General features: G+C 53.9%; 8 protein-coding genes. 3 read left to right on the plus strand and 5 right to left on the minus strand.

The genetic code is table 11. The features are described from left to right. Window positions 1–319: 319 nt before the first annotated feature. The 3 genes from VO84_RS06815 to VO84_RS06825 all read right to left on the minus strand — a co-directional run bounded on the left by VO84_RS06815 (window position 320) and on the right by VO84_RS06825 (window position 3,602). Complete coding sequence (locus VO84_RS06815) at window positions 320–1,369, minus strand: D-alanine--D-alanine ligase family protein (RefSeq protein ID WP_058186753.1); 1,050 nt, start codon at window positions 1,367–1,369, stop codon at window positions 320–322. Window positions 1,370–1,460: 91 nt separating this feature from the next. Continuing rightward, on the minus strand, window positions 1,461–2,474 hold the full coding sequence (locus VO84_RS06820) for a putative zinc-binding metallopeptidase (RefSeq protein WP_058186754.1): 1,014 nt from the start codon (window positions 2,472–2,474) through the stop codon (window positions 1,461–1,463). A 117-nt stretch (window positions 2,475–2,591) separates the two neighbouring features. Then, window positions 2,592–3,602 (minus strand): carboxypeptidase regulatory-like domain-containing protein, encoded by a 1,011-nt coding sequence (locus tag VO84_RS06825; protein ID WP_157439767.1) that lies wholly within the window; start codon window positions 3,600–3,602, stop codon window positions 2,592–2,594. Window positions 3,603–3,764: 162 nt separating this feature from the next. Here VO84_RS06825 and VO84_RS06830 point away from each other — a divergent pair, with 162 nt between their 5' ends. From VO84_RS06830 to VO84_RS06840, 3 genes are all read left to right on the plus strand, one after another. Beyond that, window positions 3,765–5,162, plus strand: a complete 1,398-nt coding sequence (locus VO84_RS06830) for a glucoamylase family protein (protein ID WP_058186758.1) — start codon at window positions 3,765–3,767, stop codon at window positions 5,160–5,162. 292 nt (window positions 5,163–5,454) lie between these two features. Continuing rightward, window positions 5,455–7,206, plus strand: a complete 1,752-nt coding sequence (locus tag VO84_RS06835) for an ABC transporter ATP-binding protein (RefSeq protein WP_231737816.1) — start codon at window positions 5,455–5,457, stop codon at window positions 7,204–7,206. 42 nt (window positions 7,207–7,248) lie between these two features. Then, on the plus strand, window positions 7,249–11,730 hold the full coding sequence (locus VO84_RS06840; protein ID WP_197413933.1) for a glucoamylase family protein: 4,482 nt from the start codon (window positions 7,249–7,251) through the stop codon (window positions 11,728–11,730). A gap of 35 nt (window positions 11,731–11,765) precedes the next feature. Here the strand turns inward: VO84_RS06840 and VO84_RS06845 are convergent, their stop codons facing one another. Beyond that, entirely contained in the window at window positions 11,766–13,238 is a 1,473-nt protein-coding gene (locus VO84_RS06845) for a GH39 family glycosyl hydrolase (RefSeq protein ID WP_231737817.1), read from the minus strand. A 136-nt stretch (window positions 13,239–13,374) separates the two neighbouring features. Further along, the gene (locus tag VO84_RS06850; RefSeq protein ID WP_082661795.1) at window positions 13,375–16,929 is read right to left on the minus strand and encodes an outer membrane beta-barrel protein; all 3,555 of its coding nucleotides are present in this window, start codon (window positions 16,927–16,929) and stop codon (window positions 13,375–13,377) included. Window positions 16,930–17,324: the final 395 nt, after the last annotated feature.

Raw genomic sequence — 17,324 nt, forward strand, 5'->3', positions numbered from 1 at the left:
TCTGACTCATGGCATTTAGCCAGGAGTACTACCGCTGGCGGGGAATCTCCTGGAATGGGAGTCTTCATCTAATTGAAAACAAATCGGAGCCGGATGATCAAGATCCGGCCTAAGACTCTCACCGGTGGCTTCATTGAGCTTGGTGCCGCCGGAGACTGGTCAGCCATTCCGGCGCCAGGGCCTTCATGACTGTCCAGCGGCCTTTGAACTCATCAATTATGTAGATTTAGAGAATATGTAGATTTAGAGAGCTTGGCGAGCAGGTTCTATAATTCGTGAGCCAGGCCTATAGCAAACCAGCTCGACAAGTATGGGAGAACTACGCGGGGCGGCTGTAGGCCAGTTTCACGATCTTGTCGATTGCTTCGGCGTATGTGTAGCCGGCTTTTTTAGCTGCCATTGCGAACTCGGCTGTGCTTGCAAGCCATGGATTTGGGTTTGCTTCAATTACGTAAACCTCGCCCTTATCATTCAGGCGCATGTCAATGCGGCCATAGTCACGCAGTTTGAGCGCGCGATAAGCGGCCAGCGCAATGTCCTGAAGACGTTGGGTAGTCTCCTCGTCAAGATCCTCCACTGGAGCGGACTTTGTCATCTTGTACGCTTCTGTCTCGCGAAAAAACTTTACGTCCTGGCCTGCGATCCGGGGAGTTCCCTTGGGAAGCTTTGAAAGGTCAAGTTCAATCAGCGGCAGCACTTCAGGGCTTTCATTGCCGAGAATTGCGGCATAGATTTCGCGGCCTTCAATATACTCCTCGATGAGCGCTGGACTATCGAACTCCTCGTGGATGTAGTGAATGCGCTCCATGAGGTCTTTCACGCTTTCTACTACCGAACCACTGTCGATGCCAATGGAACCATCTTCGGAGACTGGCTTGATTATCAGTGGAAACTTAATGTCATGCGAGTGATCGGTGCGGCCTTTATAGGAGACTGCGAAGTCCGGCGTCTTGATCTTATGAAAGTCGAATATCTTTTTCGCAATCGCTTTGTCCTGCGCGAGATAAAGTGCCTGCGGTCCACCGCCGGTATACGGAAGATGCAGCATTTCAAGAAACGCGGCAATGTTCTTATCCATCGTGTCATCGCCGGCATAGGACTCTGTGAGGTTGAAAATGAGATCAGCACTGCATTTTGCCAGTGAGAGCAGAGTCTGGTTCCTGCCATCCAGAACATGATATGCAGGCTCGTACCCCAGCTTTGTCAGCGCATTGAAGATCTCTTCTCGCTCGTGGAGCGGATCTTTTTTCTTCCGTACGGGTTTGATCTTTTTGCCGCGTGATGGCTTGGCCAGCTCAGGTTCCGGCTCAGGCTCGGGAAGCGCATCTTCCCAGAGGTCGTACAGGATCGTGACTTTCAGTGTTTCCATAAAATGCCCTGCGCCTTTTCCGACTCACTCGAATCTTCACCCGCTTCTGCTATCAACGGCAACCGGGAAGCGCCTATCTGTACCCAATGAATCACGGCAGGATGAACTTGCCGCGCGCAATATAGGTCATTGCCAGCGCAGTTGCATACACACTGATCTCCGTCAGATACTCTCGCTCACATTGTTTGTCGGCACGCAAGCCAAGCTCGTTAACCTTCGCCTCAATACTTTCCACAAGCTTTTTCACCAGCGGACGCTGCACGCCTGTCCAGTAATTCACCTTGTCAATAAGAACCTTGCGATTCTCACGCAGCAGCTCACCGGCCGGCCGAACATTCTGCGTACGTCGCTTCGATACGTTGAAGATGTCGCGCAGATCGGTATCAAGCGGAAGGTCGCCGGGGCTGAGCTGCTGATCGAGCGCATGCTCATAAAATTCCCCAACTGTGAGATCCATTTCGTCCACAGTAATATCGGTGTTCCCGTGCGCCACCACAGGATCCGTACTGCCAAGCTCGTGGCCTATTCGATCCATATAGAGTAGCTTCCGCATCGCGCCCCAGCCCTGGTACCGCTTGCGCCAGTTGGAGCGGGGTGTGAGCCAGACCGCAAACGTCTCAGCAAAATCTTCATCAGGATGCTTCTGCGCGTACCATCCCTCCATATGCCGCACAAATTGTCGTGAGAATGGAACAGGCTTGTAGTTATCCCGGTAAGCTCTGCGAAATGGCCCGAAGAGCTCGCGCCACTCCTGTGTTTTGAAAAGCGCGTATGCGTAGTTGAAGGCGTGGCCAGCCTCATGGCGCATGTACATCATGATCTGCCGAGCGTCTTCAATGTCATTCATCGCTGCTTCCAACCGCTGCAGCTTCGGGTCAGCAAGATAAAATGGAATGCCGATTACGGGCTCCATACTTGGGCAGCCCCACTCGTCACTCAGATAGCACCGCGGACGAAATTTGGTGAGTCCTTTGGCATCCAGCTCTTTGTAAAGTTGCCGCACAAAGCGTTCGAGTGGACCGCCTTCCAGTTTCAGCCCAAGCTGCTGAATCGGCTTGGAGAGAATCTCCCGGACTTCGGCCGGCGCTTTTTCAAAGTTCGCCACAATTCTTCAGAGACTAGCACGCGTGAAGCTGGGTTCGACAGAGTCGGCTGCTCCTGCTTTCGCGCAATTGCCGAAATGGGCTGCATCGAGCCGGGAGAATATTCAGATCGGTCAACCTCAGAAGCGATACCCCGGCTTCATTTCGCACCGGTAAACGGTGGACTTTTTTTCATCTCCAGTCGTTCTGGATGTACACGTGGCCCAGCTCAGATAAAGCTCCGGCCCCAGCGGAAAGATCATCGGCTGGCCATTGACATCCGCCTCAATGCTTAACCCCTCTTTGCTTTCCGGAAGCGTAAAGTTAAGCGCGCGGTCGTAGATCACCGGGTAAGACCGGCGCACACTGGAGGCCAGGGCGGTATGAAAGACCTCTGCCTCCACAAGAAACGTAGCCGTATCCGACCAGTTCAGCGCCGAAGCAATAATAATGCGGCCTCCCTGCACAAATCCGCTTGAATCTATACGCGTAAATGGACATGGCCCGGCAATGCACGAAGCGCGAACATTGCGAAATTCATTATCCTGCCCGGCATCCAGCTTCACCGAGTCGGTTGTCGCCTTCCATTCGCCATCCGGGGAGCATGGAGCTTGCCGCCTACAGGGGATGTCACCACGATTCATCACCTGAAACGTCTTGGCCACGCTGCCAATATTGTCCGCCTGCTGCGAGTGCACGGTATAGCGGATTCGAATGTTCGATACTACGGTGAGCGGACCGCCTGATTCAGTCCTGGCCGACTGAGGAATCGGCTCCATGGCTGCGATCACCAGCCTTCTCATAGTGGAGCGGTAGGCCATCTGAAGATGCATATCAAGCGGTTCATAATCATCATTTCGAAATGTCAGATCGACCGTCTGCCCAGGCCAAATAGGCTCAGGAAACCTCAACTCGAAATATCCGGAGGCATCTGTACGCCCACTAACAGTCATTGTGCCGCGTGCCCCTGTCACGACCACATCGGCAATGGGAAGCTCCTTGCTCACATCCGCATCGTGGCGTATCACCGCGCCTCGAATGACGGAAAGATGCGGGTGCCAGATGTGCATACGCCACACAAAATACGCGGCAACTGCCCCAGCCACCGCCAGAGCGGCAACGACAAGCATGATTTTTTTGCCTCGGCTCACTCTCTCATCCTGTATGCATCTAAAGCTTGGACGCTCCGGCGGCTGATTTTGCTGCCCGGCTAGCTTACCAGGAGCTGCATTTCTGAATCTAAGCTTCTGGCCCACAATGTTTTCAGGCCATGTGTAAGTATGCTCGCAAATTCTATATGGTTATATGGACGAATGAAACTGCCAGAATTTGACGAAAAACGATTGAAAGAAAGCCTGGATTTCTCGCGCCGCAGACTATTGCGGCAGATGGCAGGCCTGTCGCTTGTTCCGTCACTCGCCCAGATAACAGCGATAGACGCGCTGGCTCAGCGGGCAGGCCGGCATGAAAAACAGCCTCCTACGCCGCCGGTGCAGTCTCCCTTCACGGCGGAGGAAGAACATTTCCTCGACGATTTGGAGCACGCAAATTTTCTTTTCTTCTGGGAGCAGGGCAATCCGACGACGGGTCTGATAAAGGACCGCTGCAACGTGCGCACCACGGATAAGAGCGTCGCTGCCAGCATTGCCTCCACTGGCTTTGGTCTCACAGCCATCTGCATTGCAGAAAAGCGTGGCTTCATCAGCCACGCCGATGCGCGCCTGCGCGTGCTTCACACGCTGTCTTTTCTCTGGCACAAGCTTCCCACACATCGCGGTTTCTTCTACCACTTTGCCAATATCAACACCGGCGAAAGAATCTGGGATTCGGAAGCTTCATCCGTCGATACAGCCATCCTCTTGTGCGGAATCCTTACTTGCGGCCAGCATTTTGAAGACAAAGACATCCGCGAACTGGCCCACGCGATCTTTGATCGCGTTGACTGGACATGGCTTTCCGAAGATACAACCCTGCTTTCGCATGGATGGACACCGGAAATGGGCTTCATCCCTTCGCGCTGGGATCTGTATAGCGAGCTGATGATGATGTACCTGCTCGGAATGGGTTCCACCACGCATCCGCTTCACAGTGAAGCATGGTTTGCCTGGAAGCGCACCACGTTTGAATATGACGGCATGCGTTATGTCGGCTCTTTTGCGCCGCTCTTTGTACACCAGTATTCGCAGGCCTGGTTTGATTTTCGCAACAAGCGCGATCAATACGCGGACTACTTTCAGAACTCGGTCATCGCCACCGATGTACATCGGCGGTTCTGCGTTGAACTGAATGTGGATTTTCCGGACTACAGCAATGCGCTTTGGGGAATTACGGCCTCTGACTCCCCGCACGGCTACGTCGCATGGGGTGGTCCGCCCGCAACTGGCCCCATTGACGGAACCATCGTTCCATCTGCCGCAGGCGGATCTCTTCCGTTTATGCCCCATGAAACCCTGCGTGTGCTGCGAACCATCCATGATCACTACCCCAATGCCTGGAGCCGCTATGGCTTTGTCAATGCATTCAACCCGCTGACTGGCTGGTATGACACGGACGTCATCGGCATCGACACCGGCATCACAATGCTTATGGCCGAGAATACCCGGACCGGGTTTGTTTGGGAGACATTCATGAAGAACCCCGAAGCGCAGCGTGGTATGACTACTGCCGGTTTTAATCCCTACACGCCGGAGTCTTCTCAAAAGCCCTCTTGACCGACCGGGACGGAAAAACAACATTCCGTGGATAAACCGCATCATACGTGCCATCACAGGGAATTTGGCGCAGACAGTGCAGAATTGCGCCACAGGTGCCCCTGTGCGAACGAATCCACAGAAACACGCGCCATACATAAAAAATTGGACGCGCGGAGTGACGAGGGGTCGTTTTACAACTATGAGTCGCGCTACACAAGTTAGTTCAGACAGTCAGACTGACAAAAAAAGCTCTCAGCGCCAAGGCGGCGCCTGGGCTGATCGTCTGGCTGCTCTCAAGAATATTCCTCCCGTGCTTCACTTCGTCTGGGAGTCTGGCCCTTACGTCGTCTTCTGGAATATTTCCATCCGTATCCTGGTTGCGTTCCTGCCTGTCGGCATTGGCATCATCGGCCGTTTCATTATCGACGGCGTGAGCCATGTATTACTACAGCACCAGCTGCTGCCGCAGCATTTCTGGTGGCTGGTAATCGCGGAGATGGTTTTAGCTGTGCTGACAGGTATGCTTTCGCGTTCTGTGGATTACTTCGACAACCTGCTCGCGGATCGCTATACGCATCACGTCAGCGTCGAAGTTATGCGAAAGGCCGCCGCTCTCGACGTAACGGCATACGAAGATCCGATCTTTTACGATCGCCTGGAACGTGCCCGTGTGCAAGCGACGGACAGGCTGGCGATGATCCAGCAGATGGGCCGGCTCATTCAGCAGACCGTTACTGCGCTGGCATTTTCGGCGGTTCTCGTTCGTTACTCACCTGTCCTGTTGCTTCTTCTAATCGCCGGAATCATTCCGGCATTTGTCGGCGAAAGCCATTTCGCATTTCTGACCTACGCGAAAAACTTTCGTCAGACACCGTTACGCCGGCAGATGGACTATCTGCGCCAGGTGGGTGGAAGCAAAGAGGCATCAAAGGAGCTAAAGCTCTTTAATCTGAGTAATTACCTCACGGAACGTTTCACCGGACTCTCGCAGCAAATCTACGAGGAGAATGTGCGCCTCAACCGTAGGCGCCTTTTCTGGGGGGGAGTGCTGTCCATTCTTGGTCAGCTTGGCTACTACGGAGCATATGCCTACTGTATTTTTCGCACCATCCAGGGACACTACACCATCGGCGACCTGACGCTGATCACCACAGCTATTTTGCAGGCAATGGGCAATATTCAGCAGGCATTCTCAACCGCATCCGGCGTTGCCGATCAGGCTCTCTTCCTTACCGACCTGCTCGCATTCTTCGAGATGAAGCCGCGTGTCGCTTCCAAACCGAATGCATTACCCGCGCCGCGTTCGATTACTCGGGGTTTTGAGTTTCGTAACGTCTCGTTCACTTACCCCGGTACTGACCGGAGAATTCTGAGCAACTTCAACTTTACCCTTTCACCCGGCGAGCGCATCGCTCTGATCGGTGAAAACGGGCAGGGTAAGACAACCGTCGTCAAACTCATCACGCGCCTCTATGATCCGACAGAAGGCGAGATTCTTCTCGATGGCGTAGACCTGCGCGAATACGATCTTGCATCGCTTCATGCCGAGATCGGCGTGATCTTTCAGGATTTCATGCGCTATGAAATGACAGCTCGTGAAAACATTGCAGTTGGCCGCATCGAAAAGCCGCACACGCAGGACGAGATCGAGTTCGCCGCGCACCGCAGCCTTGCGAGCGACGTCGTCTCCAAACTGCACTCCGGCTACGACCAGATGCTGGGCAGGCGCTTTGAAGGCGGAGTCGATCTCTCCGGAGGCGAATGGCAAAAGCTCGCCCTTGCTCGCGCCTATCTTCGCGATGCGCAACTGCTGATCCTGGATGAACCGACAGCGGCGCTTGATGCAAAAAGCGAACTTGAGGTTTTTGAGCGGTTCGCTGAGCTAACCCAGGGCAAGATGGCCCTGCTCATCTCACATCGCTTCTCTACAGTGCGGATGGCCGACCGAATCGTTGTGCTGGAAGGCGGACGCATTGTGGAGCAGGGAACGCACACGCAATTGATTGCACTCACCGGACGATACGCGGAGATGTTCGAGATGCAAGCCGCTAGTTATCGATGAGGAATTATGATTTCGCAGGACTATTCTATTAAGCCACAAATTATGACTTCAGAAACCGATGATCGATTTCTTACTGAGGCTCGAGCAGTTGCCTCCCTTGAACCTATTCTGCGTCCGTCAACTCCCTGCACATTTTTCGCGCGTGTCGATACGGCTCGGCATTCCCTTAAGCGCCTTGAGAAAGATCTTGCGGACTCCCCGGCTGCCAAGGCACTGATGGACGGGCAACAGGGAGACGAACGCGGTGCATTTCTTGAATTGCGCGCAAACTACCGCTACCTGCGTTCTGCGCTCTTCGCCATCTCCGATGCGCGTTCGCGTCTGGTCAGGCTTCCGCGCGCGGTTCTGAATTCCGGGTCTGGCACTCCACGCGTTGCTGTACTGACAGACCACTACCTTCGCGCCGTCGATTACGTCTTCACCGGGGAATCCTTTCGGACCTTTATCGAGACTGTTCAGGCGCAGGAGCCTCTCACTCTGAAAGAGCTGTGGGCGATTCCACTCTTTATCCGTTTCTCGCTTCTCGATGTCATCCTGGGCGATGCACAAGCCCTTTTGCTCGCGCAGGGATCGGCACAGGATTCCTTCTCGGCCTCTTCTATCCTGGCCCAGGTCAAGGGCCTGAAGGCAATGACAAACACCGACTGGCAGTTCCTGATTGAACCATTAATTGAATTTGACAAAGTACTACGCCAGGATCCTGCCGGGGCATACTCCGTCATGGATTTCACGACACGCGAGATGTACCGCAAGCGCGTGGCATTGGTTGCATATCATTCCGACTGCAACGAGTCTCAAGTGGCGTATGAAGCTCTTCTTCTTGCGCGGCAGGGAGAAGAAGAGACAGCTTCTGACCCGCGTATTCACATGCGCCATGTTCATGTTGGTTATTACCTTCTTGATGAAGGATTTTCGGCGCTGGCAGAGCGCGTAAACTTCCATCCCCCCGTTCCATGGCGCCTCCGGGAGTTTGTTCGGGCAAACGCCGATGATTTTTATATCAACGGGATCCTCATTCTTACCGTCTTTATCATTGCTGCGGCACTGTTTCCCGTACTTGTTCATTTTTCCGGCATGGCCGCGGTAGTCACCGCAGTCGTATTTCTTTTACTTCCCGCCGCGCAGGCCGCAGTAGATCTGGCGAATCGTACAATTACCGCTTTTTACGAGCCTCAGACACTTCCAAAGCTCAACTTTGACAAAGGAATTCCCGGCGAATTTTCCACGCTCGTCGCAGTTCCGTCACTTCTACTTAACGAAAAGCAGGTTCGCAAGCTAGCCAACGATCTTGAAGTGCGTTATCTCGCCAACCGCGATCGCAGTCTGCATTTCGCTTTACTTTCAGATCTCGGCGATTCCACGAGCAAACCAAATGAAAACGATTCTCATCCGCTCGTTGAGCTTGCCGTGCAGTTGATAGACAATCTGAATGACAAATACCGCTCCTCCGGAGAGAAACCCTTTCTCCTGCTCCACCGTCACCGCCGTTTTAACGTCCGGGAAGAAGTATGGATGGGATGGGAGCGCAAGCGTGGAAAGCTTCTCGACCTGAACAAGCTTCTGGCAGGCGTATACGATGCCTTTCCGATTAAGGCCGGCCCGCTCAATGTGCTGCATCAGGTACGCTATGTCCTCACCCTGGATTCTGACACACAGCTTCCGCGCGGCGCTGCGGCGCAGCTCGTTGGAGCCATGGCTCACCCCTTGAATCAGGCAGTCATTGATCCTGAGCAGCGCGTTGTCACTTCGGGCTACGGCATACTGCAGCCCCGCATCAGCATCACGGTACGATCAGCTACGCGTTCGCGCCTCGCCGCCATCTTCTCCGGACAGAACGGGTTCGACATCTACACGCGCGCGACATCCGACGCATATCAGGACCTCTTCGGCGAAGGCATCTTTACCGGCAAGGGCATCTATGAGGTGGCGACGCTTCATGCCGTGCTCAACAATCGCTTTCCACGGAATGCGCTCCTGAGCCATGACCTGATTGAAGGCGCTTATGCACGCGCCGGCCTCGTAACCGATGTCGAATTGATTGAAGATTATCCTTCGCACTATAGCGCCTATAGCCGCCGTGAACACCGTTGGGTGCGCGGAGACTGGCAGATTGCGCAATGGATGTTTTCACGCGTTCCCGACGAGTCGGGCCGCAGTGTCTCTAATCCTGTCTCTGCCATCAACCGCTGGAAGATCTTCGATAATCTGCGGCGTTCGCTACTTGACACATTTGTCCTGGTGCTGATTGTTGCCGGGTGGCTAGGCCTTCCAGGCGGAGCCATCTACTGGACAGTTCTTTCGGTCTTGCTGTTCATCTTCCCATCAGTGGTTGAACTCGCATTCGGCCTGATCCGGGCAATGACAACGGAACACAAGGGCGAGCTGGGAGAAACCATATCCAGCTTCTGGCACTCACTGCTCGTTTCCCTGCTCCATCTTGTGCTTCTTCCGCATAAAGCGTTGTCTGCTTTTGACGCCATTGTGCGCTCCCTTATCCGGCGGTTCATCACTGGCAAGCGGATGCTTGAGTGGGAAACGGCGGCACAGGCCGAGTCGGAAGGTGGCACCGGAAGTACGCCTGTCGATCGCTATCTCGCATTGGTTCCTCTGTTCACCATCGGCATCACCGCTTTGGTCTGGTTCTTTTCACCGCACCATAGAGCTATTCTTGTTGCGGCTCCTCTGCTTGCCTTGTGGCTCATTGGAGTTCAGGTTGCGGCGTGGCTGAACCGTCCTCCTCATCCTGACAAACAGCTGACAGGAGACGACAAAGAGTTCCTGCAGGCCCACGCGCTCCGTATATGGCGTTACTTTCATCAGTTCGGCGCCGAAGGACACAATTACCTGATTCCTGACAACGTCGAAGAAGAAGGCGAAGTAGAAGCGGCTCGTGTCTCACCCACAAACATCGGCCTTCTTCTCAACGCGCGTCAGGCTGCGTATGATCTCGGTTTCATCACAGCACCTGAGTTTGCCGATCTTACCGCACGCAGCCTCACCACCATCGCGCGTCTCGAAAAGTTCCGCGGACATCTGTTTAACTGGTATGACACCAAAACTCTTCAGCCGCTCGGCGACGCTCAATTTGTGTCTACGGTCGATAGCGGCAACTTTGTAGCCTCGCTCTACACGCTGCACGCCGGTACGCTCGATGTCATGGAGCGTCCGTTGATCGAACCACGACTCTGGAGCGGTCTGCATATACATTGGCGCATGTTGCGCTCACTTGACGCCATGCCGCCGACGCTTGCAAAACTCGGTATTCCGAATCCGAGAACCTTCACAACAGATTGGGCAGCATGGCTGCTCTCTGCTCAAACCGCCATCGTGGGCACGCCTTCTGCAAAGAAGGGAAAGCCCGGCGCGGGATGGTGGCTGGCTGAAACGCAAAACAGGATTGCGCAGCTTCGTACCATCTTCCGCGACTATCTGCCCTGGATGCTTCCGGAATATAAATCCCTTCGCTCGCTCTCAGGATTCCAATGGAATGAAGAATCTGGAACGGTCTCCATCCAGGCTGCGTTGGTGTTTGCGGAAGCTCTCAGTGCACGTCTCCCCGACTCCGCCGAGAAGTTCGCTTCCGATACCGTCCTCGCGCGGCTCTCTGAGCAGCTGCAGGCTGCACTGCGCGCAGCGGTCGGCAATCTTCGTTCCTTAGCAGACAGCCTGCACGCTGTTGCGCGCGAAGCCGAACGCTTCGCTGAAGAAACTGAGTTCGCATTTCTCGTCGATCCCGATCGTCAGATCCTCTCCATCGGCTATGAGATGTCCAAGCAGCAGAGGCATACGGCCTGCTATGACATGATCGCCTCTGAAGCGCGCATCTCCACCTTTCTGGCCATTGCCCGCGGTGATATGTCACAGCAAAGCTGGTTTAAACTCTCCCGCGATCATGTCCATGCTTTTGGCCGCTTCCTTCTGCTCTCATGGAGCGGAACCATGTTTGAGTACCTGATGCCTGCGCTATGGACGCGCAGCTTTCCAGGCACGCTCCTTGCCAATACGCAATCAGCAGTCGTACATGTGCAACGCGCTTTTGCTGAAAAGCAGGGTCTTCCGTGGGGCATCTCTGAATCCGGTGGCGCAACCAGAAACGATTCAGGCCATTATCACTATCACGCCTATGGCATCCCGCAAATTTCAGCCTGGGGCGAGGCTACCGCAGGGCCTGTCATCTCGCCATACTCCACATTCCTCGCGCTGAACATCGACACGTCGGCAGCGATTCAGAATCTCCGCAAGATGGAATCCTCTAAATGGCTCGGTGCCTTCGGACTCTACGAAGCCGTCGACTATACTGCCTCGCGCCGCTCGCCCGCTCTGGTAAAGGAGTGGATGGCGCATCATCAGGGAATGTCACTGCTCGCGATTACAAATCTTCTTTGTGACAACGTTGTGCAGAAGTGGTTTCACGCAAATCCTCTCGTGCAGGCCACGGAGTTGCTTCTGCATGAGACGCCGGTCCGAAAGTCCACACTACGAGCCCGCATGAAAGAGCTTGCTCCTCTCGGCGCAGGCAGCTGAGCCCATGAACGCTCCAGATCTTTCCATGAATGAATTCACGGCTGAGTTTTTATCAGCACCAGCGCATTCGGCATCAGCATCAGCTTAAGTCTTCCCGCCTGCAGTCGAGTCTCCTCCGGCGCGGCAAGAGCCGTTGCGCGATTCAACAGCTCTACCTGTGCAGACGTAGGAGCAAGTGGACTCCCCATCGCCTTATATGCTTTCAACACATTGCCATGATCGTCATCGACTCTTTGAATGTAGACGCGAGCATCTGCAGGCAATCCTCGAAAGTCCAGTTCCACCGTCTTCGTTTTGCCCGTCTGTCCAGGATCGACAAGGTTCCACGCGGCTATCGCTAGCCCTCCGCTCTGCGTGCGCGTTACAAGCACATCGTTCGATGCAGCAGGAAGGCGCTCCGTGCCCAGTTGATGCAGTAATCCATAGCCGTAATAGCTCGGCTTGTTAATGCCGCCCTCAGCCCGCAGGCCAAACATGCCGATGAATGGCTTCGAAATCGGACCTCCCTCTTCAAACACATCGGAGAAGGTCCAGAAGGACATCATCTCGACCTGTCCATCGCATTGACGAATCGTATTCGCAAGCGCCGGCCCCACAAACGTCGTGTCGCGCGACTCGTTCATTCCCTGCACATTCCACTCAGTCCAGAAGAGTGGAAGATTTGGCTGCGTTGAAGCGCGAATCTCGTTCCTTACCTTCGTCACAGCCTTGCATACGCGCTCATCCATCGGTACATCTTCCTTTGTGCCAAAGAGGTCCTCCGCCGTATCGTCTGCGTACCCATGCGTCGTCACAAAATCCACCGGAACATGATTCTCAGCAGTGTATTGCAAAAACTCCGGAACCCAGTGCGCCGCGGCCGTCGCTGGGCCGCCCACACGCAACCTGCTGTTGACTGCCTTCAGATCGCGCGCCGTATGCGCATATAGCTCAAAGTACGACTTGTCTCTCGGAATCCCATTCCAGAAATCAATGTTTGGCTCGTTCCAGACTTCAAAGTACCACTGCGCCACTTCATCCATGCCATAACGATCAACAAGATGCTGCGCGAAGTGCCGCATCAAATCATCCCATCGCTCCATGCTCTTTGGCGGCGAAACGTTCTGCTTGTACCAGAACGGATGCAGCGCATCCGGATTGAAGGCCAGCTTCTTTGGCATAAAGCTGATCTCCACAAAGGGGCGCACACCATCCTTCAGCAGGCCATCATAAATCTGATCCACATATGCAAAGTTATAAACCGGCTCGCCATGTTCATCTTCGTTGTAAACGCCCACCTCATCATGCAAAATCGCATGAAAGCGGACATAGCGAAAATCGGCAACCTGCTTCACCGCACGCAAATCTTCGCGGTAGCTCTCCCGAAGAGACAGAATGGCGCGCCCGGAGCCAAACATCTCTTCCCAGAAGTGCGGAAACGGTTTTGCTGCAGCCGTCGCATCGATCTCAATCGTCTCTTGCGCGCATGCGGCAAGCCCTGCAGTGGCCAGCAGCACAACCGCAATCATGGCACAGCGCAATCTACTCCATTGAATCATTTACAACCCCTTCAAACGAATCGCCGTATTTCCACTCATGCGGAATAATCATAGACAAAAATGCGGAGGACCGCAGACCGGCCCTCCGCATTCGAATGCATTCCGTTTAAAAGCTGAAGCGGGCCTGGAAATCGATGACTCTCGCTCCCAATGCCCCTGATGCCTGTCCCAGGTTACTGCTGGTAACGCTGGTTGAAATAGTGCTGGGGTTGATGTTCAGTAGATTGAACGCATTCAGCATATTCGCTTTGATCTCAATCTTCGCGTTTTCACCCAGCACACGCATCTTCGGTAAGCCAAAGGATTTGGCAAAATTCAGATCGATATCGCGGTAGCGCGGACCGGGAAATGTATTGCGGCCAAGTCCCGGCGGAGGAATAAATGCAGTTGCAAACTGTCCTGGTTGGTCTGCAACCGCATTCGCGTAGTTGGGAACGAAGAAGTAATTGTTCTCGAACTGATCTGGAGCAGGATTGGAACCGCCTGGGTTCGAGAAGTTATTGCCAGTCTCGAACGCTTTGTTGCCAGTATCGCTGCCGGCTCCGCCACGATAGTGCGGACGCAGGTTCTGGTACCCATAGTTACACTCATTGCAATAGATCTGATGCGGCAAGTTATAAACCGGGGTCCAGCCAAACCCGGAGTGAAGTGTCATGATGCCGCTGAGCGTCCATCCGCCAACAACCTTCTCGGCCCAGTTATGGTCTCCGCGAAAGATTGTTGGCTGCCAGATACCGAAGAGCTTGAAATTATCCGTGATATCGAAATCCGATCTCCCATACGTGTAACCAGTGTTGTACAGGTAGGCATCTCGAAAGTATGGGCCTGAGTTGGTATCGAAGCTATGTGCCCATGTGTACTGCGCTTCTGCCGAGAAGGTTTGCGAGAACTGATGCTTGATGCCGGACAACATCATGTTGTTGTTTGATTTTCCCTGTGCGCCGAAAGTGTTGATGCTGCTAATCAGCGGGTTTAGAGGCGCTCCGTTTATGGTTCCGTATGCATTTGCATCGTAGTTGTATACCAGGTGTCGGCTTGTACTACCCACGTAGCCCAGGTTCGCTACCCACCTGTGCCCTAAGTCAACCTGGGCTTCAAGCGAATAATGATACGTATACTGGGTGGGCATGTTGCCGGGTAGCCCACCTAGATTTGCGCCGCCCACAGTCGGCAAACCGGCAGAGTTAAAGGTAGTGATCGCAGCCGGGTTCGGCGGGTAGGTAAGCGCATATGGATTGCTCGAAGGCTCATAGAAAATATTTGGATTGATGTTCGTCGGACCTGTACTGGTGCCCGGTACAGAGCTGGTTCCCGGCGGATTGCCATCATAATTATTCGCAGTAGCAATCTGTAACTGATTGAAATTCAGGCCAAAACCTCCACGTAAATCCACCTTGTTTTTGAGAGAAGCAGGACTCCAGTTAAATCCCAGCTGCGGTCCAAAATTAAGCTTTTGCGCATTCCACGCATCGATTCCGGTACGTATCGAAATTCCCGTTAGCAGGTCACTCCCACTGCCAAACCTCAGAACTCCCATATTGCTGTCCTTGTCCGTCAGCGGACCAAAATAGTTGTAACGAAGGCCAGCATTAACGGTAAGGCTTGGGCTAACCTTCCAGTCATCCTGGTAGAAGATGGCCCACATATTTTCACGATTGTCGTTCCTGTAACCGCCAGGAAGTCCCGTTGTTGCCTGGAATGATCCGCCTTCCGCTTCCGGGGCGTCATTCAAAAAATCCCAGATGTTGTAAAAGGTATAGTTCGGCGCTCCAATCGGGTCATTCAGATAGTAAAGCCGGGTAAAGTCGAAGCCGAACTTCATTGTCTGACGACCTACGATCTTGGTGGCAACATCCTTATAGCCATAAGTCCATTGATCCAGAACACCGGGGGTTGGAACACCAAACGCCCCAATGCTGATGCTGCCAATCTGTCCGGGACCAGACGTATAGAGTTGATCTTCCGGCAAACCAAACGGAGCCTGCGGGTTACTTGCAAGCTCGTTATAGCGCCAACCCGCAGCGTTGGCGCGGGCTTCATTCAAAAACGTTGGCGAGAAAGTATGGTTCCAGATCACAGAGAAAGCGTTGTTCGTCTGTGAGTGATTGAAGAGTTGATACGCATACGCTCCGTTATAGTGCGTTGTAGATGTTGGCACCCAGTAGATCGCAAAAGCCGCGTGATCCTTGGCAGTTACATCGGCGTCAAGGCGTCCATTGTATTGTTTAAAGTCGCTGCTCGTCGGGTCAACTATCGTGTATTGGGTAATATCGGCAACATTGGAGAGTCCGCCGCCGACACCGGGAATCGCCGAGTTCTGATAAGTCAGATCCTGCGTACCCAGTCTCGTGGCCAGCGGTGAGCCAATGTTCAAGCCTTGTCCGGCAATGGTGACGCAGCTTGAAGCGTCCAGGCCGGCTTGCTGGCAAGTGACCGAAGAAATCGGCGTGCCGGAGACAGCCGATCCCTTGAAACCGAGATATTGAGAAGCAATGCTGTTCGCTGGCGCCAGACCGGCAAACGCAGAGGTCGGATACCATTCCAGGCTCGTCGCCGGGATCGTCTGGCTCTGCCCTTCATAGGCGAAGAAGGCAAAGACTCTGTTCTTCCAGATTGGACCGCCCACACTGCCGCCAAGCTGGTTATAGCGGTCTTCGTCGCGCAGCACGCCACGCTCGGCGGGCGTCCCGCTTGTCTCTGATTGAATGCCATTCCAGCGCTGATAGGCATTCAGTCCGGGGCGGGTCATCTGGAAGAAGAAACTTCCGTGCACGTTATTGCTTCCGCTCTTGGACGTAATCTCAGTCAACGCGCCTGTGAAACGGCCATTTTCAGCGTCATAGGCATTGGTGAGAATCTGCACGTTCCCAATCGAATCTTCGCTCGGCGTAATGACCGTTGCGCCACCCCAGACGGCGCTCTCCGTGCTGATGCCGTCCACCGTGTAGCCGTTGGTGTCGAACCGGCCGCCATTCGCGCTTGCAGACGCGCCATTTTCCGTGGCAAAGATACTGCTCGAGTGCCCGAGATTACCGCCGCCGCCTGATGACACATTAGCCTGCGTTCCCGGAGCCTGGAACCCACCTCCGCCAGCCGCTTGAGCGCCATCCGCCAGCACTCCCGGAGCCAATCGAATGAGACTGGTGGCGTCGCGTTCGTATACCGGCATGTGCTGGACCTCATTGTCAGAGATTGTCCGGCCGAGTGTTGCACTCTCGGTGTCAATAAGTGGAGCCTGGGAGGCATCCACGGTCACAGTCTGCGTAGTTCCTGCCACTTCAAGCTGAACATTCAGTGCATTGGCCTGCTCTGGAATGATCTGCACATTGTTGAGGACCTTGGTCTGGAAGCCCTTCATCGTAACCGTCAAAGTAAACGTCTCCGCCGGAAGCGCGTTGAAGTTAAACACGCCGGTCCCATCACTGGTTCTGACCTGCTTCTCATTGGTGGAGTTATTGACGAGCGTAAGTTGAGCTCCTGGAATAACTCCGCCCTGCGTGTCCGTTACCACGCCCTGAATGGAAGCGCGATATTGCGCGCTGGCAAAGGGCACAAATGTCAGAAGAGTAAGAGCGGCCAGCACGAGATACGTTCTCACCGTCTTCAGAATGGAATAGGGAAATTGGTTAGCCTCGAAAGGTACTTGCAGGGGGAGGAACATCTTATTTTCTCCTTGTCATTGCTCGCTTGCGTCACATTGCTTGCAATTCCTAAGACCCGCTCCATACCGTGACTGCGGGTAGAACCGGAATAGTTCTTCTTCGCATACGACGACTTACCGAGCTACTTACGCTCACAGTCAAGCCACGCTCCGATTGATTGTTACCACCGATTTATTTGCACTGTCAATTCAGTGAGATATCGGCGGAATCTTTCTAATAAGGCCATTTCGAACTGCCAACCAACCCGCCAAACTAAATCTGAATCTTAGTATCTAATTGTGAGTTATAGGTCTACATCTAATTCATAATTCAGCGTGACAGATTGAGATATTTACAAAACGCCCTGCACTGACGTTGCCCGCCCGGCAGCATCTGCAAAAATAACAAAGCCGCA

The sequence above is a fragment of the Occallatibacter gabretensis genome (genome assembly GCF_001449115.1).
Taxonomy (GTDB): domain Bacteria; phylum Acidobacteriota; class Terriglobia; order Terriglobales; family Acidobacteriaceae; genus Telmatobacter; species Telmatobacter gabretensis.

Coding starts and splice junctions, on each gene's coding strand:
- VO84_RS06815 (WP_058186753.1), bottom strand. CDS start 1,369: ATGGAAACACTGAAAGTCACGATCCTGTACGACCTCTGGGAAGATGCG.
- VO84_RS06830 (WP_058186758.1), top strand. CDS start 3,765: ATGAAACTGCCAGAATTTGACGAAAAACGATTGAAAGAAAGCCTGGAT.
- VO84_RS06840 (WP_197413933.1), top strand. CDS start 7,249: ATGACTTCAGAAACCGATGATCGATTTCTTACTGAGGCTCGAGCAGTT.
- VO84_RS06845 (WP_231737817.1), bottom strand. CDS start 13,238: ATGATTGCGGTTGTGCTGCTGGCCACTGCAGGGCTTGCCGCATGCGCG.
- VO84_RS06850 (WP_082661795.1), bottom strand. CDS start 16,929: ATGTTCCTCCCCCTGCAAGTACCTTTCGAGGCTAACCAATTTCCCTAT.